Source organism: Brevibacterium sp. 'Marine', from assembly GCF_012844365.1.
GTDB lineage: Bacteria > Actinomycetota > Actinomycetes > Actinomycetales > Brevibacteriaceae > Brevibacterium.
Window position 1 is genome coordinate 3,894,359 of the sequence record NZ_CP051626.1, and the last position, 23,362, is coordinate 3,917,720.

Consider the following 23,362-nt stretch of genomic DNA (forward strand, 5'->3'; position numbering starts at 1 on the left):
CAGACGGCTGGGTTTGTGCGCGGTGATCTCCGTCCCGCATCCAGGCACACATCTGGTGCCGTCACCGGTCATGCATCGATCGCACCATCCGGACACCGCGGGAGACGGCAACCGGCCTTCCGTAGACTCGCACCATGACTTCCACCACATCGCCGTCGCCCCAGCCCGCTGACTTCGTCGAACAGGCGAAGCGACGCCTGCCCGACATGCTCGCCGACATCGAACGGGTCATCTCCCTCGAGACCCCCTCCCACGACAAGGCGGCCGTGGCCGCAGGCGCTCGGGACTTCGCCGCGCTCCTGGGGGACCGCCTCGGCGCCGAGGCGGAGCTGCTCGATGTCGACGGCACCACCCACGTGCGCCTGCGCTTCGGCACCGGCCCCGCCCGCGTCGTCCTGCTCAACCATCAGGACACGGTGTGGCCGCACGGCACGCTCGAACGTCTCCCCTTCTCCACCGAGGACGGCATCCTGCGCGGTCCCGGCAGCTTCGACATGCTCACCGGGGCGATCATGAGCGTTCACGCGACCGCGATCGTGGCCGACCACCTCGGCGCGGGCGGACTGGACGGTCTGTCGATCCTCGTCACCGGTGACGAGGAGATCGCGTCGCTGACCTCCTCGGATCTCATTCGCGCCGAGGCGGCCGAGGCGAAGGCCGTGTTCGTCATGGAGGCGAGCGCCGGCGGCGCGCTCAAACTCGAGCGCAAGGGCACGAGCAACTACGTGCTGAAGTTCACCGGCAGAGCCTCGCACGCCGGCCTCGAACCGGAGAAGGGCATCAACGCAGGCATGGCCCTGGCCCTGACGCTTCCGTTGATGGCGGGTCTCGCCGACGCCGAGGCGGGGACGACGGTGGTGCCGACCGTGATCAGCGCGGGGACGACGTCGAACACTGTGCCGGCCGAAGCCCGGGTGGACATCGATGTGCGCGCCCGGACGGCGGCCGAGCTCGAACGCGTGGATGTGCAGATCCGTGAGTTGGCTGCGAAGCCGCAGGTGGAGGGCTCGACGACGGAGGTGCTCGGCGGGATCAACCGGCCTCCGTTCGAACGGGAGCAGTCGGCTGCGCTCTTCGACCGGGCGACGGCCCTTGCGGGCGAACTCGGGCTGCCCGCGCCGCAGGGAGTGTCGGTGGGCGGAGCCTCGGATGGGAACTTCACCGCCGGTGACGGCATCGCCACCCTCGACGGGCTGGGCGCCGTCGGCGATGGGGCGCACGCCGAACACGAACACGCCGTCATCGACGAGATCGCCCCGCGCACCGCTCTGCTGGCCGCCCTCATCGCCGATCAGCTGCAGGGCTGAGGCGGATCGGTTGCCTTTCGCTGCCGCCGACCAGTCCCGCTGCCGACAGTGCGCCGGGGGCGGCCCTCTCCGCAGTTAAGTGGGGCCAGATTGCCGGATTCGAGCCGAAAATGTGCAATCTGCGCCGACTTAACCGGTGGTAGCCGCGGTTCGGCCGGCGGTAACCGTGGTCGCGCACACCGCGGTTCGGCCAGTGGTAACCGCGGTCGCGCTCGGCGGCTAGTCGACCGGGTAGCCGCTGGCACGCATCTGATCCGGCGACTTCAGCGTGAACAGCCAGTCGCGCAGGTGCGCATCGGGCCGGATCACCGTCCGTGCGTACAGTCGGTCTTCGCCGACGAGATAGTAGTGGTAGCCGTGCTCGCCGAGGTGACTCATGAGTTCTCGTGGCTTCGCGCGGTCGAAGAGGACTTCGCACAGAATGTCCGGACGGAAGGTCGAGAGGAATTCCCGCCCGTGGGCGAGGACGTCGTTCTCCCCGCCTTCGACGTCGATCTTCACCGTCACGCGCGGCGTCTCGCCCCGTCCCGAACCGTCGGGGAGGCCCTCCCCTGGCTGCGACTGCGTGTCTCGGTCCGGCACTTCGGCCAGCACCTCGGGCAGGAGGGCGTCGAGGGAGGTGAAGCGCACCTCGGCGTCGGAGTCGAAGTGCATGTCCGAGGAGTAGAACGACGGCAGCGCCGATCCCCCGTCCCCGATGGGCACCTTCATCCAGGTTTCGGGACTGCCGACACCGGTCGGGTGGACGGTCACGCGGGTGTTGAAGCCGTTGCGGTCGATGTTCTTCTCCGCGCCGGCGACGACAGCCGGGATGATCTCGAAGAGGTGGGCGCGCACATTCTCGTTCGCCGCGAGGACGGCCATGGTGAAGACCCCGGTGTAAGCGCCGATGTCGAGGAAGACGTCCGCATCCGCACTGAGCGTGACCATGAGATCGAGGGCGAACGCGTCTTCGGGTTCGGTGCGTCGGCCCTTGCCCCAGTAGAACTCCTTGGCGATTTCGCAGCGGAAGGGTTCGACGAGGACGAAGTCCGCTCCGCCCGCTCGTCCGCCGGCTCGTCCGCGCACCTCGGTGAGTTCGATGGGTGCTGGGAGGCGACCGATCTTCAGCCCTCTGATCCGGGGCGCGATCGTTCGCAGCAGCGGGTGGAACGCCGGTTGAGCGAGGGCGGTTTTGACCGGCAGCTTGAGGCCGAACCAGGACTGTCTGCGTGCGGTGAGAGTGCGCAGGTGGTCGTTCACGACGGTGGCCCCCTTGCTGACAGGAAGACTTTTGTTCACATTATCAATCCCCGGACCGCCGCTCCAGGGTTTCTTTCCCGGAGGTATTGCAATGAGGCTCCAGAGTCCTTCCCGACCTGAATCGCGATACTCGCCTCCTCATTGCGGACCGCTGGCATAAGGTGGAAGCGAAGACCCATCCGCCCCGTTGCGAAGCAGGAGCCCGGCACATGAAGCTCAAGTCATTCACTCTCCACCAAGTCTCAATTCCTCTCGTCACCCCGTTCGAGACCTCGTTCATGCGGGAGACGGAGAAGGACTGCTACCTCGTCGAGGCGGTGTTCGACACTCCGAAGGGCGAGATCACCGGGTGGGGTGAGTCCGTCGCGATGATCTCCCCGCTCTACTCCTCCGAATACGTGGCCGCCGGCATCGACGTCACCCGCCGCTGGCTGGCACCGCTGCTCTTCGACGTCGAGGACCTCACCGCGGAGACCGTCGGGTGGCATCTCCGCCACGTCATCGGCCACCCGATGGCGAAGTCCGCACTCGAGATGGCCGTCATCGAAGCTCAGCTGAAGCTCAACGACCAGTCGTTCAAGGACTACTTGGGCGGAGTCGTCGATACGGTTCCCTCGGGCGTATCGGTGGGCATCCAGGATTCCGTCGAGGAGACCGTCAAGGTCATCGGCGACTACCTCGACGAGGGGTACGCCCGGATCAAGCTGAAGATCAAACCCGGCAAGGACATCGCCCCCGTGGCCGCCGTGCGCAAGGCCTTCGGCGACGACTTCGGATTCCAGGTCGATGCCAACGCCGCCTACACCCTCGTCGACGCTGCTCATCTGCGGCGCCTCGACGAATATGGGCTGCTCCTCATCGAACAGCCCCTCGGCGAAGCCGATATCCGCCAGCATGCGGAGCTCGCGAAGCTCATGGACACCCCGATGTGCCTTGATGAGTCGATCGTCTCCGCCGAGGCGGCCGCGGACGCGATCATGTTGGGAGCCACCTCGGTGATCAACATCAAACCCGGACGAGTCGGAGGGTTCATCGAGGCAAAGAAGATCCACGATCTCGCCGCCGCCCACGGCGTCGCCGTGTGGCACGGCGGAATGGTCGAAACCGGCCTGGGGAGGGCGGCGAATGCGGCGCTGGCATCGCTGCCGGGCTTCACCCTGCCCGGCGACATCTCCGGCTCGAACCGCTTCTTCCATGAGGACATCACCGAGGAGATCCTCATGTACGACGGCAAGGTCGATGTGCCCACCGGCGTCGGCTTCGGCGTCTCCATCGACCCGGCCAAGCTCGAACGCTTCCGCACCGAATCAGTGGAGATTCTGCCCGGGCAGTGATCGGAGTCCCGCCGAGGCGACCCGCCCCTCACCGGCCACCGACCGAGGAAGGGCGGGCCGCCTCAGTCGTGGGTGTGGGTCTCCTCGGCGGCGTCCTTCGCCCGGTCGAACTGGAACGTCGAGTGTTCGATCGCGATCTTGTGGTGTTCCGTCAGGCACTCCTGCAGAGCCTTGAGGATGCGCGGAGCATGCCCGTCATAGAAGCATTCATCGGCGAGAACGACATGAGCGGTGAGCACCGGCAAGTTCGAGTCGATGCGGGTGATGTGGAGGTCGTGGACTTCCTGCACATGCTCGACCGCCTCGAGATGCTCGCGGACCTTGTCCAGATCGAGCTCCTTCGGTGCCTCTTCGAGCAGGATCGACCCGGTCTCGCGCAGGATGGCGAACGCCCGCGGGACGATGAGCGCCGCAATGACCAGGGCAGCCACCGCGTCGGCGCGCTCCCACCCGAAGAGCCAGATCGCCAGAGCTGCGAGAATCACAGCCACGGAGCCGAGCGCGTCGGCGATGACCTCGAGGAACGCCGCCTTGAGATTGAGGGAGTCTTCCTTCGATGAGCTGAGGATGACGATGGAGACGAGATTGCCCGCGAGACCGATGGCGCCGAAGAGCAGCAGGCCCGGCCCGGGCACCTCCGGCGGGACGAAGAATCGCCGGATGCCTTCGATGAGACTGTAGACGCCGAGCCCCAGCAGCAAGGTCGCTTGGGCGCCGGCCGCGAGCACTTCCGCCCGACGGAACCCCCAGGTCTTCTGTCCGCCCGTCGGTTTGCTGACCAAGCTCGCCGCGAAGAGCGCGATGCCGATGCCGATGAGATCGACAGCGTTGTGACCGGTGTCGATGAGCAGCGCCAGGCTGCCCGTGACGACGGACCCGATGAGTTGGAAGACGAAGATCGTCGCGACGATGCCGAAGACGATCCTCAGCTGCCGCCGTGAACCCGAACCATGCGCGTGATCATGAGCCATAGATACCTCCTCGACTCAACACATTAACATATGCACATTTATTTATGCATCTGATCGGCCCCGACGAAGAATCGGAGCCACCCGACCCCGCCTGTGTCTCCTGCGGGTGGATCCACCTCGAAATCGTTCGGGAAATCGAGGTGGATCCACCCGCGGGACACATCACCGCCCGGCCAGTCGGCACCGTCGCGCTCCATGCACGAAACGGCCGCCGAGGAAGTCCTCGGCGGCCGCTGTCTGCGTGATGCGGGCGCCCCGGCACCCGCTGCTGTCAGCTCTGAGTGTCCTGACTGTCGTCGTCCTGACCGCGGGTACCCTGATCGTCGGTGCCCTGATCGTCACCGGGTCCGTCGCCGCCGGGCGAGGCTTCGCCCGAGCCGGCCCCGGCCTGACCGGTCCCCGCCGCGCTTGAACCGCCCTCGTCGAGGCGGCGCTTCGCCTCGTCGATATAGGCCTGGACATCGAAGCCGGTGGCCTTCTTCACCTCGTCGCCGATCCGGTCGAGATCGACCCCGCTGTCGTCGAGGAAGGCCTTCGGGTCGAAGCCGGAGCGGTTCGATCGGGGGCCGGAGGCCGCGCCGTCTGCCACGACCCCGTCGACGACCTTGCCTGTACTCGCATCCGCGGCAGAGGCTCCGTCCGGTGCCCCGCTGTCGGATCCGCCGGACCCACCAGGCCCTCCCGGCTTTCCGGACCCGTCCGACCCAGCACCACTCGAACCAGCCTCGCCGGAGCCCTTCGCCTTGGCCACGAGGTCGGTGAGGTCGACTCCGGTCGTTCCGCGCACAACTTCGAGGACCTGCGAGAGGTTGTTCGATACGGAGTTCGCGAGCTTCGACTCGCCATCGGTGGACACGATCGAGAGATCCTTGATGTTCGCGTACGGTGCGACGAGCTCGCCTGCCACGCTCGGCAGCACTTCGAGCACCTTCGACAGCACGGCCGCATCGTTGAACTGCTTGTAGGCCTCGGCCTGGGCCCGCAGCGCCTCGGCTTCCGCCTCACCGCGCGCCCTGATCGCATCGGCTTCGGCTTCGCCTTCGAGCCGGATCGCCTCGGCGTCCTTCGAGCGGCGATGCAGTTCGGCGGCGGCCTCGGCTCGGCCCTGCGCTTCGATCTCATACGCACGGGCATCGGCCGCGGCCTGCTGCCGGTAGCGTTCGGCGTCGGCCGGGCGCCTGACCTCGGCGTCGAGCTGTTCGGCACGCAGCTCCGCGGCCTCCTTCGCCACGATCCGGTCTTTCTCCAGCAGCTTCTGCTTCTCGGCTGCCGCCGCCAGGGGACCGGCATTGTCGGCCGTCGCCTGACGCTGATCGGCCTCTTCCTTCAGCGCGGCCCGCCGCAGAGCCAGCTGCTGCTGCTGTTCGGCGATGGCCTGGTCGGTCAGCGCCTGCTGCTTCTGGGTCTCCTCGTTCTGCTGCGCCTGCTCGACGGCCGATGCGCGGCCGGCGTTCGCCTCGGCGATGGCGGCGTTCTTCGCCACCTCGGCGGCCTGCGGTCGGCCCCAGTCGCGCAGGTAGCTGCCCTCGTCCTCGACCGCCGAGATCTGGAACGTGTCGATGATGAGGCCCTGATTGTTCATCGAGTGCGCGGACTCCTCCTGCACCTGCGCGGCGAAGGAAGCGCGATCCTGGATGATCTGCTCGACGGTGAGCGTGCCGACCACGGCGCGCAGGGTGCCCGAGAGGATCTCCTTCGAGTAGTGGTCGATCTGGTCCTGCTGGTCGAGGAAGCGCTGCGCGGCCTTGCGCACATCATCCTCGGTGCCGCCGACCTTGACCTGGGCGACTCCGCGCAGACGCAGGGCGATGCCGTTGATGGAGATGCCGTCGATCTCGACGGAGATCTGCCGCGAGGACAGCGACAGGATGAACGCCTTCTGCACGATCGGATAGACGACCGAGCGACCGCCGATGACGATGCGACCGGTGCCGGACGATCCCGAAGCGTTCCGGCCGGTGATGATGAGCGCCTCGGACGGTGAGGCGATCTTGTAGGACCTGAGGATCACGAGCAGGGCAATGAGAATGATGACGACGAGGATGCCGATTCCTCCGACGCCGAAGAGCAGGTCCATCGGTGGGCCTTTCATCGCGGTTGGGCGGCCGTTTTCCGGCCCGTCCCATTCATCCTATGCGAGGCCACGGACACAGGACAGGGAGGATGTCCGCCGAGGCGGCTCTTCACGCCCGCCGTCCGTCCAGATCCGCAGCTGCCGCCCCTCGCCGAGGCGGCCCACCCCGACCGTTGATCGCGCGGTGAAAGCCCGCCCTCACCCCACCGAGGCGGTGTTCAAGTTCACTTGCCCCATTCCCAGGGTGGTCCGGCGATGAGCAGACCCGAGAAGACTGCGATGACGAAGATGATGCCGATTCCGATGGCCGCCCACGGGAAACGAATGCACCAGGAGGTGAGCTTCTCGAACCAGGTCTGCGGGGTGCGGCCGTTGCGGCCCAGTCCCCAGTCGCCTTCGAGGGACCCGGTCTTCTCCACCGAGCGTTCGAAGGGAATCGTGGCATAGGGAATGATCGCCGACCCGAAGCCAGTGGCGATACGACGCTTGCTCCACTGCTGCGAGGTGCCGACGCCGATGACGGCGATGACGAAGCAGATGAAGATGAAGCCGTGGATGCCTCCGCCGATCCGCACCCCCACCTCGGTGGTGTGGGTGACGTATTTGAGGAACATGCCGATCAGCAGCAGAGTCCAGGTCACGGTCTCGGCGATGGCGAAGAAGGTGAAGAAGCGTTTGGGAGTCACGGAAGACCATTGTGCCCGGACAAGGTGAACGACCCCTGAACCTTGATCCACCGATCTGCTTGATGTCCGGGGGCTCGCTCGGATTCGAGCGCGGAATCGGTGAGCGGGCAGGAGACATTGCCCCGGTCTCTCACCAGTCTCTTCCACAAAAGTTTCCGAAAGTCTCCTCCAGACCTCGCGGCATCGCGCTCGAAGCAGGAGCGAATCGGTCAGGACAATTCTGTCCTTGGTGGGCTCAACGCTGCTTGCCAGAGTCGTGAGAATTCTTCTGCCCACGGCCACTTCGTCGGCAGATGCAGGATCAGTTTCCTGGCCCGGTGAGCTATTCGAGCCGGAATGCTGATGATGCGTGCCCGCAGCGTCGGGGCGCGGACTTTGCTCATCCGTCCACCGATGAGTCCGGCAGCGGCTCGCAGCAGGTTGTGAGTGATCGCTGCGATCGTCACCCACGCCGCGTTGGCGTTGAACACTCCGGAAGGCATATGCGCCAAGGCCCCGTTCTTCAGCTCTGCATTGATCTGCTCGATGATCGCGTGCTTGCGGTGCATGTGATCAGCAGCAACAGTGTCGAATCGATCTTGGTCGACGGTGGTGAAGAATGCGTGATACCGGAACAAGTCGAACAATGGGTCTTGCCCACTCATGCGTTTGGTTTCGTTGAGTTCAGGGATACGGCGGACCACCAAACGCCCCGTCGTTTGCAGTGCCTTTTTCTTCGAGGTGAACGCGGTGAACGGGACCTCGGCGACTTCAGCCTTGCTGATCCAGGCCCCGGAGTCCTCGTCGTAGATCGCTTCGGGGTATTCGATGCCAGTCCATGCGTCGTCGCCGATCGCCCCGATCGCTGCCTTGACCCTTTTGTCCATGCGCACGGTGATCGACACATCAGCCCCGGCATCCCGAGCGGCCTTGGTCACGGACGAGGAATAGTACGCCGAATCAGCACGCACCAGCACCGAAGCACCAGAGTTGATTCGGATTGTGGTCGCCACGGCATCGGAGACGAATTTGTCAGCACCCCGGGCTGACGAGGTCGAACCCTTGCGCAGGCGTTGACCGACGATGATCTGGCTGGAGTTGTCGGTTGAGGCTGTCGCCAACAGTGCGTTGAGTCCGCGGCTGCCTTGGTAGCCGAACCCGGCTCCCTGCTTCGACGCGGAGTGAACGTCGATGACTGTGTCATCGACATCGACGACGATCATCGACGCCTGCGCGTTGCCCCGGTCGGTGGGTAGCAGTGGTGTGTGCGCGTTGAGGTTGGTCAGGAAGCGGGAGGAGATCGCGTCGAGTTGCCTCACGTGGCCGAAGGCGAACGAACGCAGAAACGACCCCAGAGTCGAGGGAGCGTAGACACGGTCAAAGAGGTGTTTCATGCCGCCGTGGCGGAGAATGTTCATATCATCGATCGAGTCAGCCCCAGCAGCCATTCCCGCGACCAGTGTGGCCAGCTTCGGTGCCGGGTTCGCGCCCTTATCAGCCCCGGTCGTCGTCACGGTCAGACGGTCTTCGGCGAGGTCTGGCAGCCCGGCCTTCTGGGCAAGGCCCATGATTGGGACCAGCCCGGTGGTCGCGGTGAGATTCGCGTCGTCGAAGGAATGGGACACAGACGCGGGTGTGTGATTGAATAGCACCTGAGAGGTGCCCCTTTCTGGGCGGGATTGGTTGACTTAGAACATCACCATTTTCCCAGTTCAGGAGGGGCATTTCCATTTCATGCGCGGCTTGATCCGACTACTCGCATCGGTGGATCAAGGCTGAAGGGTGCCGACAGATGAGCCCATCGGTCTCAGCTCCGCATCAGGGCAGGCTCAGCTGCGTCATCCGTCCGCCGTCGACCGTGTAGACCTGACCTGTGACGAAGCCGGCTTCCTCGGCAGCGAGGAATGCCACTACGGCCGCGACCTCTTCGGCCCGGCCTGTCCTGCCGATCGGGTGGATTCCTCCGATGTCATCGCGGAAGCGGGTCGGATCAGGCGAAGCCGCGATGAACCGGTCATTGAGTTCGGTGTCGATCCACCCGGGTGCGACGGCATTGCATCTGATTCCCTCGTGTCCGTGGTCGACGGCGACGGCCCGGGTGAGTCCGTGCAGTCCGGCCTTCGAGGCGGAGTAGGCCGCGTGGCCGGGATTTGCTCCGAGGCCCTCGATCGATCCCACGTTGACGATGGAGCCGCGCGCCTTCCGCAGAAATGGGAGCGCCGATTTGATGGTGAGAAATGGCCCGGTGAGATTCACGTCGAGGTTTGTCTTCCAGTCCTCGACCGACATGTCTTCGATTCTCGACTCCTGCATCATCCCGGCGCAGTTGACGAGAACGTCAAGGGCGCCCGAACGCTCGACCACCTCAGCGACGGCGGACTCCGCGGAGGCCGGATCGGTGAGGTCTGCGACAACCGACGGGAACTCCTCGTCGCAGCCGCGCTGCGCCGTGTAGACCTCAGCCCCTTCGCCACGCAGTCTGTGGGCGATGGCCCGACCGATGCCCGACCGTCCCCCGGTGACCAGGGCGACTTTCCGACTGAACCTGCTCATGCCTTCGCCTTTCCTTCGTCTGCTCTGTCGCCGACATTGTCGGTGGTGGTCTCGTTGGCGGTCGGGCGCATGGCTCCTCCTCGGTTGGCGGATGTCTGTCGGCAGGTGTTCGCGGAATCGTCAGAATGAGGCGATCGGATCGCCGAAGATGCCCGTCTCGGGGACGACGCCCAGCCCGTCGCCGGTCGGCAGAGTGATGTGCCCGTCGCGGATGTCGATGCCGTTCTCCGGGTCGAAATGCCCCTCGACATGAGGGGCCGCGATCCAGGCTCCCTCGTTGAGCTCGGGTCGGATCGTCGCCCCGAGGTGGACACACGCCGCGGCGACGATGTCGCCTCCCCAGGAGTCGTCACTCGAGTGCGGCAGACGCCTGGCTTCGCACATGTCACGGAACGCACGCATGGGATGGAGGCCGCCGAGGCGGGTGACCTTCATTGCGAATCCGTCGACGAGACCGGTGCCCGCTGCGGAGATTGCCGCATTGAGGCTGGTCCCACTCTCGTCCATGTAGAGAGGATGACGAAGCTGGGGACGGATCCGAGTGAGCTCCTCAACCGTGTCGCAGGGCTGCTCGAGGACGAGCGGAATGTCGCAACAGGCCGCACTCAGACGCAGCACATCGCGGGTCGTCCATCCCCTGTTGCCGTCCGCAGCCAGACGCATTCCCGAACCGCCGATGACCTCCCATACCTTGTGCAGAGTCTCGATATCGGTCTCCACCTCGCGTCCGCCGAGCTTGACCTGGATCCGCGGGTACCCTTCGGCCATTCGCTCCCCGGCGATACGCGCCGTCTCGTCAGGTTCGCCCACCCCTGTCGAGCAGTATGTGGGCACCCGCTCCATGGCGCCTCCTCCGAGGAGGTCGCAGACTCGAACCCCGAAGCGCTTGCCGAGGGCGTCGTGGGCGGCTATGTCGATCGCAGCTTTCGCATAGCCGTGACCGTTGAGCAGCTGGTCCATGCTCCTGTGCAGTCCGGCCGGCCACAGCTCTGCGCCGATGAGCCCCGGAGCCATCTCGATGAGTGCGGCCCGAGCACCGGCCGCATGAGCGGGTGCGTAGGTGGCGACGAGGGGACAGGTCTCACCCCACCCCTCGATCCCACCGTCGGTCACGAGTCTGACGAGGACTGACTCCAGCGACCAGACCGCGCCACTCGATATCACGAAGGGCGGGTCCTTCACCGGCAGTTCGTGGCTGTAGATGTGCAGTTCGCGGATCTTCATGCTTCACCGCCGGAAGCAGCAACGGAGTCGCGCGCAGCGGAGGCGTCGCCGTCTGCGTCCACTGCGAGGCCCTCGACAGCGAGTATCACCCGGGCGGTGCGCAGCGCCGTCCGCATGGCTCTCTCCCGACCCCACAGCTGAGCATTCTGCGTCATCCCCTCGTGGAGCATGAACAGCTCGTCTGCCAGTGCCCGGTTGTCCTCATCCGGCCGCACACGATCGAGGCGGGTGAGGAACTCTGCGGCCAGGCGTTCCTTGTGCGAATGGACGATCGTGCTGATGGGATCGCTCTCCGGGTACTCGGAGAGCGCATGGGAGAAGAGACATCCCGTATTCGCCACTTCTCTCAGCCAATCGCCCAGGCGTCGGAGCGGGTGAAGGAGGTGTTCGGCACCCCTGTCGGGCCCGCCTTCCAGCCACGCGAAGTAGGTCCGATCACGGTGCTCGAGCGCGCCGACGATCATCGCCTCGCGGCTGGGGAAGTACTTGTACAGAGTCCGCAGCGAGACATCGGCCTCGGAACGCAGCGCCTCAACGCCCTGTTCGGCGAATCCCAGTTCCGCAAAAGCACGCTCCATACTGCGCGCTATTCGCTGACTCGTCACTGTTGTCATACGGCGATAGTAGAGCGACCACTCTACCGAAGTGAAGTGATCGCTCTGCATGAATTCTCACTCGCTCACGTTCCACCCAGAAATATCCTTGGATGGTGCCGGCCTGCCGCAGCCGACAGGACCGTGAATGGCCGGGCGGGCCGGTGACGAGTTTCGTCACCGGCCCGCCCGGTTCGTGAGCCTCACCCAGACGGGACTCCATCGTCGATCAGATCTCGACGAAGCCCCGCCTCGGCGAAGGTGCTGCCGCTCAGCTGCGGCGGCGGCGTGAACCCAGCGTCATCGCCAGACCGAGCGCGATGAGCGCTCCGGCCGAGAGAATCAGCGGCAGGGCTTCGTTACCGGTGCGCGGCAGGTCTCCCCCACCGCCGCCGTTGCCACCGTCACCGGCTCCCGGCCCGTCACCTTCGGCGACGACCTCGAAGGATCCGGTCAGCGGGTCTCCGCCTTCGCAGTCGACGGTGACATCGTAGGTGCCGATGTAGCTGTCGACCATCGACGCGTCGAGTCCGCGGACTCCGAATCGGGCAGTGCCGTCGGCTCCGACCTCGGCGGTCTGCTCGAACGTCTCGATCTTCCCGTTGTTCGGGGTCACCGTCATCGTCGCCGTGGTGTCGGCGGCGCAGCCGGTGGCCGCGACCTGGACGCCCTTCTCACTGACGAAGTCCGGCGCTTCGATCGTCTTCGGATCGATGCTCAGTGCTCGTTCATCAGGGGCCTCGGTCGGTGTCTCCGTGGGCGGATCGGTGGGGTCCGTGGGCGGAGTCGTCGGATCGGTCGGCGGATCCGTCGGCGCGTCGGCCAGCTCATAGGCCAGCGTGTGGACGGCGAAGCCGATGGCGGGAGCGAAGATGTCGATGGACTCCTTGCTCACGTTCTCGATCGTGTCCGTGGGCTGGTGGTAGTTCGTGTCGTGCTTCTCGCCGACGGTGCCGCCGAACATCTCAGCCTCTTCAGCCGTCTTCGTGCCGTCTGCTCCGGAGAACAGGCCGCTGGCCGGGATGCCGTTGTCGATGAACGCCTGGTAGTCCGAACGTCCGGAGAAGTCGGTGCCGACGTTGGGCTGGTCGATGTCGGCGAAGTAGTCGGTGAAGATCTTCTCGAGCTCGGCCGAACCTTCGGGGACGTTGACGCCGTCGGGGATCGGCACATCGGAGCCGTCGGAGTCGAGCGTGCCGACGATGTAGTTGTCGGAGCCGATCATGTCGAAGTTCATGTAGGACTTGATCTTGCCCAGCTCGGCATCGTCGAGGCTCGCGACGTACTCCGTCGAACCGACGAGTCCGACCTCTTCCGCGCCCCACCAGCCGAAGCGGATGGCGTTGTCGACTTCGGTCGGCTGCTCGGCAAGCGCTTCGGCCGAAGCGAGGAGCGCCGCGGTTCCCGAACCGTTGTCGTTGACGCCGGGGCCTTCTTCGACGCCGTCGAGGTGTGCGCCGAACATCTGGACGTTGTCATGGTCGCCGGCCTTGGTCTCGGCGATGACGTTCCAGGTCGTCTCGGTGACGAACTCGGTCTCGAGCGTGAAGTCGGCGGTCAGGGCCGCGGCTTCGGCCGCCGCGTCGTCATCGGCGGCTTCCTCGGTCTCGTCGGCGCCCTGCCCGAGGCCCGCCTCGGCGTCAGTCTGGCTGCCGGCTTCTGTGCCGGCCTCGGCACCTGCGGCTTCGACCTTCTCGAGGAGGTCGGTGCCGACGTTGTAGGTGACCGTCACCGTCGGGGCACTGCCTTCCATCCGCTCACCCAGGGTGGCGTTGAGCTCCTCGTCCGGATTGTCCTTGTCGTTGTTGTAGATGATGACCGCTGCGGCACCGGCTTCGGTGGCGGCCTTGGTCTTCTCACCGAAGGCGCATTCTCCGCGGGATACGAGCACAAGCGCACCTTCGGCGCTGGCGTCGAAGTCACTGGCCTGACAGCCGAGCTGTCCGCCGGCCAGGTCGCTGTTGTCGTCATCGACCGGCAGCACCACCGGCAGATCGGTCAGCGGCTCCGTGGTTCCCTCTGTGTATGAGGCGGTCGCGACCTTGACCGCCTCCCCGTCGACCTTGACGTCGACGGTGCCGAAGTCCTGGCTCTCGACGTCGAAGGCCTGACGTTTCACATCGAAGGCTCCGGTCGCCTCGAGGGTGGATTCGACGTATTCCACGGCTTCTTCGTAGCCGGGGGTGCCCAGCGCACGGTGTCCTTCATCCGCGTGCGAGGTGGAGATGTCGGAGATCTTCTGCAGATGCTCCATCACGGCGTCGCCGCTGACGCCCATATCGGTGTGTTCGGTCGGTCCCGCGGTGCCCGCTGCCAGCGCCGGGCTCACCCCGCCGAGGACCAGTCCGGCTGTGGCGGTGACTGCCAGCCAGCTCTTCGTGCGCAACTTCATGGAGTTCCTTTCGCTCCTTTGTCTGTGTCCAGAGGAATCGCACATGACGGCGCACCGGAAATGACCGCCACGGCATGACTGCTCGTCCATACCTGTGTCGGCCCATCGACGGCTGCACTTGCGGGGAAGCTCGATTCTGACGCTTCGCCATGATTCGTCATTGGTAACGAATCACATGCTTCTATAACGAAACGGTGACACAACTCACATTGGTCATTAATCTAACGCACACCAGCCGGCTTTTATATTACGAATTGATAACAACCGGTCACTGATCGATTTCGCACACGCGGACGGTCTGCGGTCGCGATGCGGATTCTCTGCGGTCATTGCCTCCGCGCCGACGGTCGCTCCCGCGGCACCCCAGCCGCACCGGAAACGCGCCCACACGCGCCAGACCGAGCAGCACCGTCCCAACGCCACACCGAGCGGAGCCCGACCGAGCAGCGCCGTCCCAGCGTCACCGCCACTCGGCCGAACCCGCCCGACCGCTCGCCGCCCACCCAGTGCCGGAATCAGACCGCACGACTAGACTCGGACCAGTGACGACCGATGACTCCGCAGGAGCGACTCCGCCTGCCTCCCCCGACAGACGAACCATTCGCCGCTGGCAGCGCTACCTCGCCAACGAACGGCTCGAGGAACGGGTGTACCGCAACCTCGCCGAACGCCGCAGCGGAGAGGACCGTGAGATCCTGCTCAGCCTGGCCGCCGCGGAATCCCGGCACCAGGAGCATTGGATCTCGCTGCTCGGCGAGCATGCCGAGAAGCGCCGTTCCGCCGATCTCCTCACCCGCTGCCTGGCCTTCCTCGGCGGTCTGTTCGGCTCCGTGTTCGTCCTCGCTCTTGCTCAGCAGTCGGAGACGAGCTCGCCGTACGACGAAGACGAAGCCGCCTCGGCCGAGATGGCCGCCGACGAACGCATCCACGCCGAGGTGGTCCGCGCTCTGGCTGCCCGTTCCCGCGCCCGCCTGTCGGGAAACTTCCGTGCCGCCGTCTTCGGCGCCAACGACGGACTGGTCTCGAACCTCGCCCTCGTCCTCGGCGTCGGCGCGGCGGGAGTCTCGAACACCGTCATCCTGCTCACCGGCGTCTCCGGGCTGCTGGCCGGCGCCTTGTCGATGGGAGCCGGCGAGTACATCTCGGTGCGCTCCCAGCGCGAACTCCTCGACGCCTCCACCCCGGACCCCGAGTCCCGGCACGCCCTGGCCGACCTCAACATCGACGCCAACGAGCTCGCCCTCGTCTTCCGCGCCCGCGGCATGGAGGCCCGCGAAGCCGAGGCCCGCGCCAACCGCACGATCGCGGCGGCGAAGAACAGACAGGCGCCGCGCCTGCCGAACCTCGACTCCGAGGTCGACCGTGACGAACTGGGCACCGGCATCGGCGCTGCCCTCTCAAGCTTCTGCTTCTTCTCCTCCGGCGCGCTCATCCCGATCCTGCCGTATATCTTCGGCATGTCCGGACTGCCCGCCGTGTTCCTCTCCGCCGGACTCGTCGGCATCGCGCTGCTGTTCACCGGCGGCATCGTCGGCCTGCTCTCGGGCAAATCACCCGGCCCCCGCGCCCTGCGCCAACTCGGCATCGGCTTCGGTGCCGCCGCCGTGACCTACGTCCTCGGCCTGCTCTTCGGAGGTACCGCATGACCGATCCGCTCATCCTCGTCGACCCCACCGCGGCTGAGTTCGAGCTCACCGATCTCGGTGCCGCTCAGCTGCCCGTCACGGATCTCTCCGCTCATCGCGGGGACGGCATCTTCGAAACCGTGCTGGTCAGCGTGGGGGCGCACGGAGCCACCGTGGTGTCGCGGGAACGGCACTTCACCCGCTTCCGCGCGTCCGCCTCGGCGCTGGATCTTCCCGATCCGGACCAAGGGCTGTGGGATCGGGTCATCGATTCCCTCATCGCCGAGGTGGCCGCCGCCGATCCCCAGAACGTCGAGTTCGGGATCCGCTACGCCCTCTCGCGCGGGGAGCAGGACGCGAACGGTCGGTTCCGGGGCCGCGGATGGGCCTTCCCCGTGCCCGTGGACGACCATATCCTTACAGCCCGGAGCCAGGGAGTCACCGCCGTCAGCCTCGACCGCGGATTCGACGCCTATATCGGCAGCAAGGCCCCGTGGCTGCTCATCGGTGCGAAGACGCTGTCCTATGCGGTCAATCAGGCGGCCGGCCGCTATGCCGCGGCGAACGACGCCGATGAGGCGCTGTTCGTCTCCCACGACGGAATCGTGCTGGAGGGCCCGACCGCAAACCTCATCATCCGCCGAGGCGACCGCCTCCTCACTCCGAACCCGGAGGCTGGTCTGCTGTCCGGAACGACGCAGCGTCTGATCTTCGATCATGCGGAGGATCTGGGGCTGCGCGCCGAATACGCCGACCTCGGACTCGACGACGTCAAGGACGCGGACGGGGCCTGGTTCGTCTCGTCGATGCGCACGGCAGCCGCTCTGCGCGAACTCGACGGGAACGCCATCGCTGTTGATCAGAATCTCACCGACCGATTCCAGGCGATCGTCCGCGGCCGGTGACGCACCGAGGAGTTTGTGGGGATGACCTGCCCTCGACCGTCCAGTCTCCGGGTGCTGTCGGGGATGCGCTGCCCCGAGCTCTTCAGGCTCGGGGCAGAGCGTCGGCGGGTTTCGCCGAGGGGAGAGTGAAGGCGAGAACGAGCCCGAGGATGCAGGCGGCGCAGCTGATCAGCCACACCGGCCAGAAGACGCCGGAGAGTCCCGGCAGCAGCGCAAGCAGGAATCCGAGGGCGCCACAGACGAACAGTCCGGTGACGACACGCGTCTTCCACTTCCTCAGCATCGTGTGCCTTTCTCTTCACGTTTCGGTTCAGACCTTCCCTTTGCCCGACCGAAGCGTGCTCTCACGCTATCTGCCCCGGTCTCTCCGGCACATCCCCCAAAAGTATGAAATGAGGGAACTTTCTCGGCCTCGTTCGATCGGGGGTGGCCTCGGGCGCATCGTCCTGCGTTAGTGTTGTCTTCGACGGAATACGTTCCCGCGACTCCCCAGAGGCACGGGATCCAAGGTTCAAAGGAAAGGACACGAGCATGGGAAAGCTCGCTTGGCAGATCATCGGCGTGGGAGCGCCCATCGCAGCCGCGTTCGTCGCTCGCAAGACCCTGACCTTCGCATGGGAGAAGTCGACGAAGCGGCCGGCGCCGTCGAACCCTGTCGATGACGAGATCTCGATGTCCGAGGCTCTGGCCTGGACGATCGTCTCCGGCGTCGGCGTGGCCGTGGCTCAGCTCGTCGTTCAGCGCATCGCCGCGAACACCGTGCGCAACAACTTCGGCGAGGAAGCCCTGCCGAAGAAGTTCCGCAAGCAGATCGAAGAGATGACCGACTGATCCCCTGTCGGATTCTGCCGGCTCTGCAGCAGAGAAACGGCCCGCGAAGCTCATGCTTCGCGGGCCGTCTGCTTCCCTGGCGAAATCTGCCGGTTGAGCCCGGCCCGCCAGCAAACGCGTCAGCAAACGCGTCAGCAAACGCGAGTCAGAAATTCGTACGCCCTGATCAAGATCACCGCGTACGAACTTTGAGGCCGCTCATGCACACCAACACCCGACGCGGTCGAGGATCTCGGCGAGGACCGATGCCTCGATCTGCCCCGGGGCCGAGGCCCGACCGATCTGCGCAAATGTGGCGCAGCTGCCGAAGTCGGCGCCCATGATCCGGCTCGTCCGGCCCAAGAGTCCCATCGCGATTCCGAGCACGGGAACCGGCAGCGAGGCATCCGCCGCGGCCGTCGCCTCCAGGAGACGCAGAACATCGGCCGGCGTCTGCGGCATCATCGCCACCTTGGCCACGTCTGCACCGGCCTCGCTCATTACAGCGAACGTCTTCAGCAGGCGCTCGGAAGAGTCCGTGGACTCGAAATTGTGGTGCGAAGCGACGACGGGTACGCCCGCTTCCCGCGCCGAGGCGATAAGGGAGCCCGCCTCGGCCCGATCGATCTCGACGTCGATGGCCGCGGGAACGCCCGATGATGCGCTGCCGGGAACTCCCGAGGAGGCGGTGCCGCTGGGACCGGTGCCGCTGGGACCGGTGCCGCTGAGACCGGTGCCGCTGGGACCGGTGCCGGCAGCGGTTCCAGCGTCCGCCTCGACATCAGCGACCCCGGCGATGAGTTCCCGCACCACCTCGGCGTAGGCGTCCTCCGTGATCTCCACCTGCCCGCCTTCGAAACCGGTGCGCACGGTCAGGAGGATCGGCAGCTCGGCTGTGAGCGCATGCGGAAGCAGACGAAGGGCCGCCTCGGCGAGGCCGTGCATACCACTGTGCGCCCCACCCTGCGCCCCACCTTGTGCGGAACCGGACGCGGCGGCGAGCAGCGGATCGATGCGCCATTCGACGGCGTCGACGATCCCGGCCGCGGCGGCTGCAGCGCATTCGGCTGCGAGGTCCTCGGCGTCGAGCGCCTGCGTGGGCACGATGATGGCCGGTCGGCCGGGATTGCGCACGGCGGGCGATCCTGCGGCAGGATTGAGGAACGGCAATGATTTCATGTCTCAAGCGTAGGCGGTGATCAGGCGCGCGCGGGCAGGAGGACACGGGTGGGAACGATGCAGGTGGACAGGATCAGCGCACGCGATGGCTTCCCCCTCGAAGTCCAGGTCAGCGGGCCGGCGGACGCCCCAGCACTGCTCCTGCTGCAAGGTCAGTCGAATTCGCACGAGTGGTGGGACGATCTGCGCGGGGACTTCGAAGCGGATTTCCGCACGATCACGTTCGACTATCGCGGCACGGGCGGCAGCCGGGGTGAGCTCGGCGAACTGTCGACGGCAAGCTTCGCCGACGACGCCGCGGACGTGCTCGACCACCTCGGCGTGCATCGGGCTGCGGTGTACGGCACCTCCATGGGCGGGCGCATCACGCAGATGCTGGCGCTCAACCACCCGGAGCGGGTGAGCGCGCTCGTCCTCGGGTGCACCTCCCCGGGCGGTCCGCACGCGGTCAAGCGTCCGCGCGAGGTCGGCCAGGCATTGGCGCGGCTGCGCGGTGATGAGCACACTCAGTACCTCTTCGACCTCTTCTACACCCCCGAATGGACGGTGTCGGCGAAGTACAGCAAGATGCTCGGCGACGACACGATGACGGCCGCCGAGTCGTCCGCCCATCTGCGGATCAGCGCCAATCATGACGCGTGGGAGCGGCTGCCGGAGATCACCGCACCGACGCTGATCATGCACGGCGACGCCGACAGGATGAACCCGGTCGGAAATGCCCGCATCCTCCACGAACGCATCCCCGGTTCTCAGCTGCGCATCCTGCCGGAGGGGCGCCACGGATTCTTCGAAGAATTCGCCGAGGTAGTCACTCCGGCCGTGATCCGCTTCCTCTCGGATTCGCTGCAGAAATCCTGAAGACAAGGCCGCCTACTGCATCAAAATCCCATATCCGGCACCAAATCCATTAACGGCATATCTACATGCTCCAATCGATGATTATAACAATCAAGTAACGCGCCAACCTGTGTTTGCCCAGGTCAGAGCGGCAGTCAAGGCTGACGCGCCGGATACGTGCGATAAATTCTCTACCGAAAACCCTGAACAAAACTACAATGGTGGATCAGATATCCGTGTGCGGTGAGGCGCGTGCGCAATTGAGCTATTCGGATCTGTTCTGCGAGCACCGAACCGTGCAAACGGGGGTGAAGCCTCTCGTTCTTGCGGACTGCCAAGAATGCAAGGAGGAAGCACGTGAGCGTTGTCAAAGCGTCACACGTCTACAAAGTCTTCGGAAAGCGCGAAGACGAAGTCGTCAAACGACTCGAATCCGGCGCCGACCGTGATGATCTGACGAAACTCGGAACGGCCGCCGTCATCGACGCGAGCTTCGAAGTCGAGGCCGGCGAGATCTTCGTCGTCATGGGCCTGTCGGGCTCGGGCAAGTCGACCCTGATCCGCACCCTCAACGGGCTCTGGGCACCCACTGCCGGGTCCGTCGAGGTGCTGGGCACTGATATCGCAAAAGTCGACGCGGCCACACTGCGCAAGGTCCGCAGCGAACACATCTCGATGGTGTTCCAGCACTTCGCACTGCTCCCCCACCGCACTGTCCGGGACAACGCCGCCTATGCGCTCGAGATCCGCGGAGTTGCGAAGGCGGAGCGGGACGCGACCGCCGACCGCTGGCTCAAGACCGTCGGCCTCGATGGCTGGGGCGACAAATTCCCAGAGCAGCTCTCCGGCGGCATGCAGCAGCGCGTCGGCCTGGCCCGCGCGCTTGCGGCCGAGACCGACATCCTCCTCATGGACGAAGCCTTCTCCGCTCTCGACCCGCTCATCCGGCGCGAAATGCAGGAACAGCTCGTCGAGCTGCAGAGGGAGCTGAAGAAGACGATCATCTTCATCACCCACGACCTCAATGAGGCGATGTTCCTCGGTGACCGGATCGCGGTGATGCGCAATGGACGCATCGTCCAGGTCGGCACCCCGGAGGACATCCTCACCGACCCGGCCAACGACTACGTCGCGCAGTTCGTCCACGACGTCGACCGGGCACGCGTCCTCACCGCGAACAACGTCATGGAGAAGGCACGTCAGACCGTGACCAATCAGAACGGCCCCCGCGTCGCTCTGCGCACCATGCGTGAGAACAACGCCTCGGGCGTGTACGTCACGGACAAGGACCGGAAGTTCCTCGGACTCGTCAGCGACCGCGCCTGCATCGAGCACATCCGGACAGGCGCCACGACTCTCGACGAGATCATCAGACCGGTCGCCCACCCGGCGTCTCCGGACGACCTGCTCATCGATCTCTTCCTTCCGACCGCGGAGATGCCCCTGCCGGTGCCCGTCACCGATGCGGACGGCGAACTCGTCGGCGTCGTGCCCCGGGCCACCCTGCTGGCCGCGCTCGGCAACCAGACCGGCAATGACGAGCAGGCCCCGGACGCCGCTGTCGAAGACTGGCCGGAGCCGGTCGACACCGGGATCATCGACCAGGTGCTGGCCGAAGGCGATGATGCCGTCGCACCGCAGGCTGCCGGCGAAAGGGGTGAGCGCTGATGGAGAACATCAGAATTCCGATCGGAGCCTGGGTCGACACTGCCTTCGACTGGCTCAAAGACAACGTCGCGTGGTTCTTCGACGCCGTCACCTGGCTGTTCAACTTCCTCATCGACATCCTCACCGACGTGCTCGTCGACCTCCACCCGCTCGTCATCATCATCCTGCTGGCGCTCATCGGTTGGATCTTCCGCTCGTGGCAGATGGCCGTGGGCACCCTCATCACTCTGTTCTTCATCATGACGATGGACCAGTGGGTGGCCGCGATGCAGACCCTGGCGCTGATCATCATCGCTGCTGTCATCGCCATCATCATCGCCATTCCGGTCGGCATTCTGGCCGCACGCAGCGACAAAGCCTCAGCGGTCATCAAACCGATCCTCGACTTCATGCAGACGATGCCGGCATTCGTCTACCTCATCCCTGCTGTCACCTTCTTCGGCATCGGCGTCGTTCCAGGCCTGGTGGCAACGGTGATCTTCGCGCTGCCCCCAGGTGTGCGGTTCACTGAGCTCGGCATCCGTGGAGTCGATTCGGAGACGGTCGAAGCCGGACAGTCCTTCGGTGCGACTCCCGGCCAGATCCTCCGCGGAGTCCAGCTGCCCTTGGCCACGCCCACGATCATGGCCGGCATCAACCAGGTCATCATGCTCGCACTGGCCATGGCCGTCATCGCCGGCATGGTCGGCGCCGACGGACTCGGAAAGAACGTCGTCGAAGCGATCGCCACCCAGAACCTGCCGCTCGGTGTCGAAGCCGGAATCGGCGTGGTGATCATCGCGGTCTACCTCGATCGCGTCACCGCAGCCCTGGGCAATGCCAAGGACTATCCGCGCTCGCTCGTGGCAGGGATGCGCCGTCGCGGCGCGAAGAACAAGGCGGCTGCCGCAGCAGCCTGAATCGATGGACCACACAGTCTGAATTGTCGAACACTAGAGAAAAGGAACACACAATGAAGAGAAGATTCCTCACCCCGTTCGTCGCTGCAGCCGCAGCCCTCGGTCTTGCTCTTACAGGCTGCTCGCAGGAAGCGGCACAGGACGACGGCGGAGGCGGCGACAAGGGCGACATCAAGCTCGGCTACGTCACCGGCTGGACCGACGGCCAGAGCATCTCGCTCCTGCTCGAGAACCAGCTGAGCAAGATGGGCTACAACGTCGAGACCGAAACCTTCAACGACGCCGCCGTCCTGTACGCCGGTGTCGCCAACGGCGATATCGACATGTATCCGTCCTCATGGCCCGAGGTCACGCACAAGCAGTACATCGATGAATACGGTGACGATCTCGAAGATCTCGGCGCCTACTACGACAACGCCGTCCTCACGATCGCCGTCCCGAAGTACATGGACGACGTCAACTCGATCGAGGACCTCAAAGGCAAGGGCGAGGACTTCGGCGGCGAGATCATCGGAATCGAGCCCGGTGCCGGTCTGACGAAGGCCACCAAGGAGATGATTCCCGAATACGGTCTCGACGACGAGTACGAGCTCGTCACCTCGTCGACGGCTGCCATGCTCACCGAGCTCGGCAACGCGACCGACGCCGAGAAGGACATCGTCGTTACCCTGTGGCGTCCGTTCTGGGCGAACAACGAGTACCCGGTCAAGGACCTGGAGGATCCGAAGGGCGCGATGGGCGATCCCGAGAAGCTCCACTTCACCGCGACCAAGGGCTTCAGCGATGAGTTCGCCGATGCGGCCGACTACATCGGCAACATCAAGCTCGATGACAAGCAGTACGGAGACCTCGAGGACCTGGTCGTCAACGAATACAAGGATGATGGCAAGAAGGCCATCACCGAGTGGCTGAAGGCCAACCCTGACGCCTACGAAGGTGAGCTGCCTGACGAGGAGTGATCTCGTCGCCGCGGCAGCAGCTGCCCTGAGGTCGACGTCCTCTGCTCAGCTGCTGACTTCCCCACAGCGCGGCGTGCAGTCATGAATATGCTGTGCCCTCCCGACTCGGAAGAGTCGGGAGGGCA

At 65.3% G+C, this 23,362-nt stretch carries 20 protein-coding genes; 9 read left to right on the forward strand and 11 right to left on the reverse strand.

Going from position 1 to position 23,362, the window contains the following annotated elements:
• The first annotated feature begins 134 nt into the window (after positions 1-134).
• Complete coding sequence (locus HF684_RS17440) at positions 135-1,307, forward strand: M20 family metallopeptidase (RefSeq protein ID WP_169253513.1); 1,173 nt, start codon at positions 135-137, stop codon at positions 1,305-1,307.
• Between the two features lie 219 nt (positions 1,308-1,526).
• Here the strand turns inward: HF684_RS17440 and HF684_RS17445 are convergent, their stop codons facing one another.
• Positions 1,527-2,549 carry an FkbM family methyltransferase gene (locus tag HF684_RS17445; RefSeq protein ID WP_169253514.1) on the reverse strand — a complete coding sequence of 341 codons (1,023 nt, stop codon included), beginning with the start codon at positions 2,547-2,549 and terminating at the stop codon, positions 1,527-1,529.
• Positions 2,550-2,758: 209 nt separating this feature from the next.
• Between HF684_RS17445 and menC the strand changes: the two genes are divergently transcribed.
• Positions 2,759-3,883, forward strand: coding sequence for an o-succinylbenzoate synthase (menC, locus tag HF684_RS17450; protein ID WP_169253515.1), 1,125 nt, complete (start codon positions 2,759-2,761; stop codon positions 3,881-3,883).
• Positions 3,884-3,945: 62 nt separating this feature from the next.
• Here menC and HF684_RS17455 read toward each other — a convergent pair whose 3' ends face one another.
• The 8 genes from HF684_RS17455 to HF684_RS17490 all read right to left on the reverse strand — a co-directional run bounded on the left by HF684_RS17455 (position 3,946) and on the right by HF684_RS17490 (position 14,355).
• Positions 3,946-4,854 carry a cation diffusion facilitator family transporter gene (locus tag HF684_RS17455; RefSeq protein ID WP_169253516.1) on the reverse strand — a complete coding sequence of 303 codons (909 nt, stop codon included), beginning with the start codon at positions 4,852-4,854 and terminating at the stop codon, positions 3,946-3,948.
• Between the two features lie 271 nt (positions 4,855-5,125).
• On the reverse strand, positions 5,126-6,931 hold the full coding sequence (locus HF684_RS17460; RefSeq protein WP_169253517.1) for an SPFH domain-containing protein: 1,806 nt from the start codon (positions 6,929-6,931) through the stop codon (positions 5,126-5,128).
• 221 nt (positions 6,932-7,152) lie between these two features.
• Positions 7,153-7,614, reverse strand: coding sequence for a DUF3817 domain-containing protein (locus HF684_RS17465; RefSeq protein WP_169253518.1), 462 nt, complete (start codon positions 7,612-7,614; stop codon positions 7,153-7,155).
• A 209-nt stretch (positions 7,615-7,823) separates the two neighbouring features.
• Positions 7,824-9,218, reverse strand: coding sequence for an IS1380 family transposase (locus tag HF684_RS17470; protein WP_169253519.1), 1,395 nt, complete (start codon positions 9,216-9,218; stop codon positions 7,824-7,826).
• Positions 9,219-9,411: 193 nt separating this feature from the next.
• The gene (locus HF684_RS17475; protein WP_169253520.1) at positions 9,412-10,146 is read right to left on the reverse strand and encodes an SDR family oxidoreductase; all 735 of its coding nucleotides are present in this window, start codon (positions 10,144-10,146) and stop codon (positions 9,412-9,414) included.
• Between the two features lie 120 nt (positions 10,147-10,266).
• Positions 10,267-11,370, reverse strand: a complete 1,104-nt coding sequence (locus HF684_RS17480) for a mandelate racemase/muconate lactonizing enzyme family protein (protein WP_169253521.1) — start codon at positions 11,368-11,370, stop codon at positions 10,267-10,269.
• Positions 11,367-11,984 (reverse strand): TetR/AcrR family transcriptional regulator, encoded by a 618-nt coding sequence (locus HF684_RS17485; RefSeq protein WP_169253522.1) that lies wholly within the window; start codon positions 11,982-11,984, stop codon positions 11,367-11,369. Before HF684_RS17485 ends, HF684_RS17480 begins: the two co-directional genes overlap by 4 nt.
• A gap of 250 nt (positions 11,985-12,234) precedes the next feature.
• Positions 12,235-14,355 (reverse strand): M28 family peptidase, encoded by a 2,121-nt coding sequence (locus HF684_RS17490; protein ID WP_169253523.1) that lies wholly within the window; start codon positions 14,353-14,355, stop codon positions 12,235-12,237.
• A gap of 542 nt (positions 14,356-14,897) precedes the next feature.
• Here HF684_RS17490 and HF684_RS17495 point away from each other — a divergent pair.
• Both HF684_RS17495 and HF684_RS17500 read left to right on the forward strand, forming a co-directional pair.
• The gene (locus HF684_RS17495) at positions 14,898-16,001 is read left to right on the forward strand and encodes a VIT1/CCC1 transporter family protein (protein WP_169253524.1); all 1,104 of its coding nucleotides are present in this window, start codon (positions 14,898-14,900) and stop codon (positions 15,999-16,001) included.
• Positions 15,998-16,885 (forward strand): aminotransferase class IV, encoded by an 888-nt coding sequence (locus HF684_RS17500; protein WP_169253525.1) that lies wholly within the window; start codon positions 15,998-16,000, stop codon positions 16,883-16,885. Before HF684_RS17495 ends, HF684_RS17500 begins: the two co-directional genes overlap by 4 nt.
• A gap of 82 nt (positions 16,886-16,967) precedes the next feature.
• On the opposite strand, the gene HF684_RS17505 is transcribed toward HF684_RS17500, so the two are convergent.
• Entirely contained in the window at positions 16,968-17,168 is a 201-nt protein-coding gene (locus tag HF684_RS17505; protein ID WP_025777086.1) for a hypothetical protein, read from the reverse strand.
• Between the two features lie 248 nt (positions 17,169-17,416).
• On the opposite strand from HF684_RS17505, the gene HF684_RS17510 reads away from it, so the two are divergent.
• Complete coding sequence (locus tag HF684_RS17510; protein WP_169253526.1) at positions 17,417-17,716, forward strand: DUF4235 domain-containing protein; 300 nt, start codon at positions 17,417-17,419, stop codon at positions 17,714-17,716.
• A 198-nt stretch (positions 17,717-17,914) separates the two neighbouring features.
• Here HF684_RS17510 and HF684_RS17515 read toward each other — a convergent pair whose 3' ends face one another.
• Entirely contained in the window at positions 17,915-18,874 is a 960-nt protein-coding gene (locus HF684_RS17515) for a type I 3-dehydroquinate dehydratase (RefSeq protein ID WP_169253527.1), read from the reverse strand.
• 57 nt (positions 18,875-18,931) lie between these two features.
• On the opposite strand from HF684_RS17515, the gene HF684_RS17520 reads away from it, so the two are divergent.
• From HF684_RS17520 to HF684_RS17535, 4 genes are all read left to right on the forward strand, one after another.
• Positions 18,932-19,732, forward strand: coding sequence for an alpha/beta fold hydrolase (locus HF684_RS17520; RefSeq protein ID WP_169254013.1), 801 nt, complete (start codon positions 18,932-18,934; stop codon positions 19,730-19,732).
• 336 nt (positions 19,733-20,068) lie between these two features.
• Entirely contained in the window at positions 20,069-21,379 is a 1,311-nt protein-coding gene (locus HF684_RS17525; RefSeq protein ID WP_169253528.1) for a glycine betaine/L-proline ABC transporter ATP-binding protein, read from the forward strand.
• Positions 21,379-22,278, forward strand: coding sequence for an ABC transporter permease subunit (locus tag HF684_RS17530; protein ID WP_169253529.1), 900 nt, complete (start codon positions 21,379-21,381; stop codon positions 22,276-22,278). The genes HF684_RS17525 and HF684_RS17530 overlap by 1 nt, the downstream gene beginning before the upstream one ends.
• A gap of 53 nt (positions 22,279-22,331) precedes the next feature.
• Positions 22,332-23,237 carry a glycine betaine ABC transporter substrate-binding protein gene (locus tag HF684_RS17535; RefSeq protein WP_169253530.1) on the forward strand — a complete coding sequence of 302 codons (906 nt, stop codon included), beginning with the start codon at positions 22,332-22,334 and terminating at the stop codon, positions 23,235-23,237.
• The last annotated feature ends 125 nt before the right edge of the window (positions 23,238-23,362 follow it).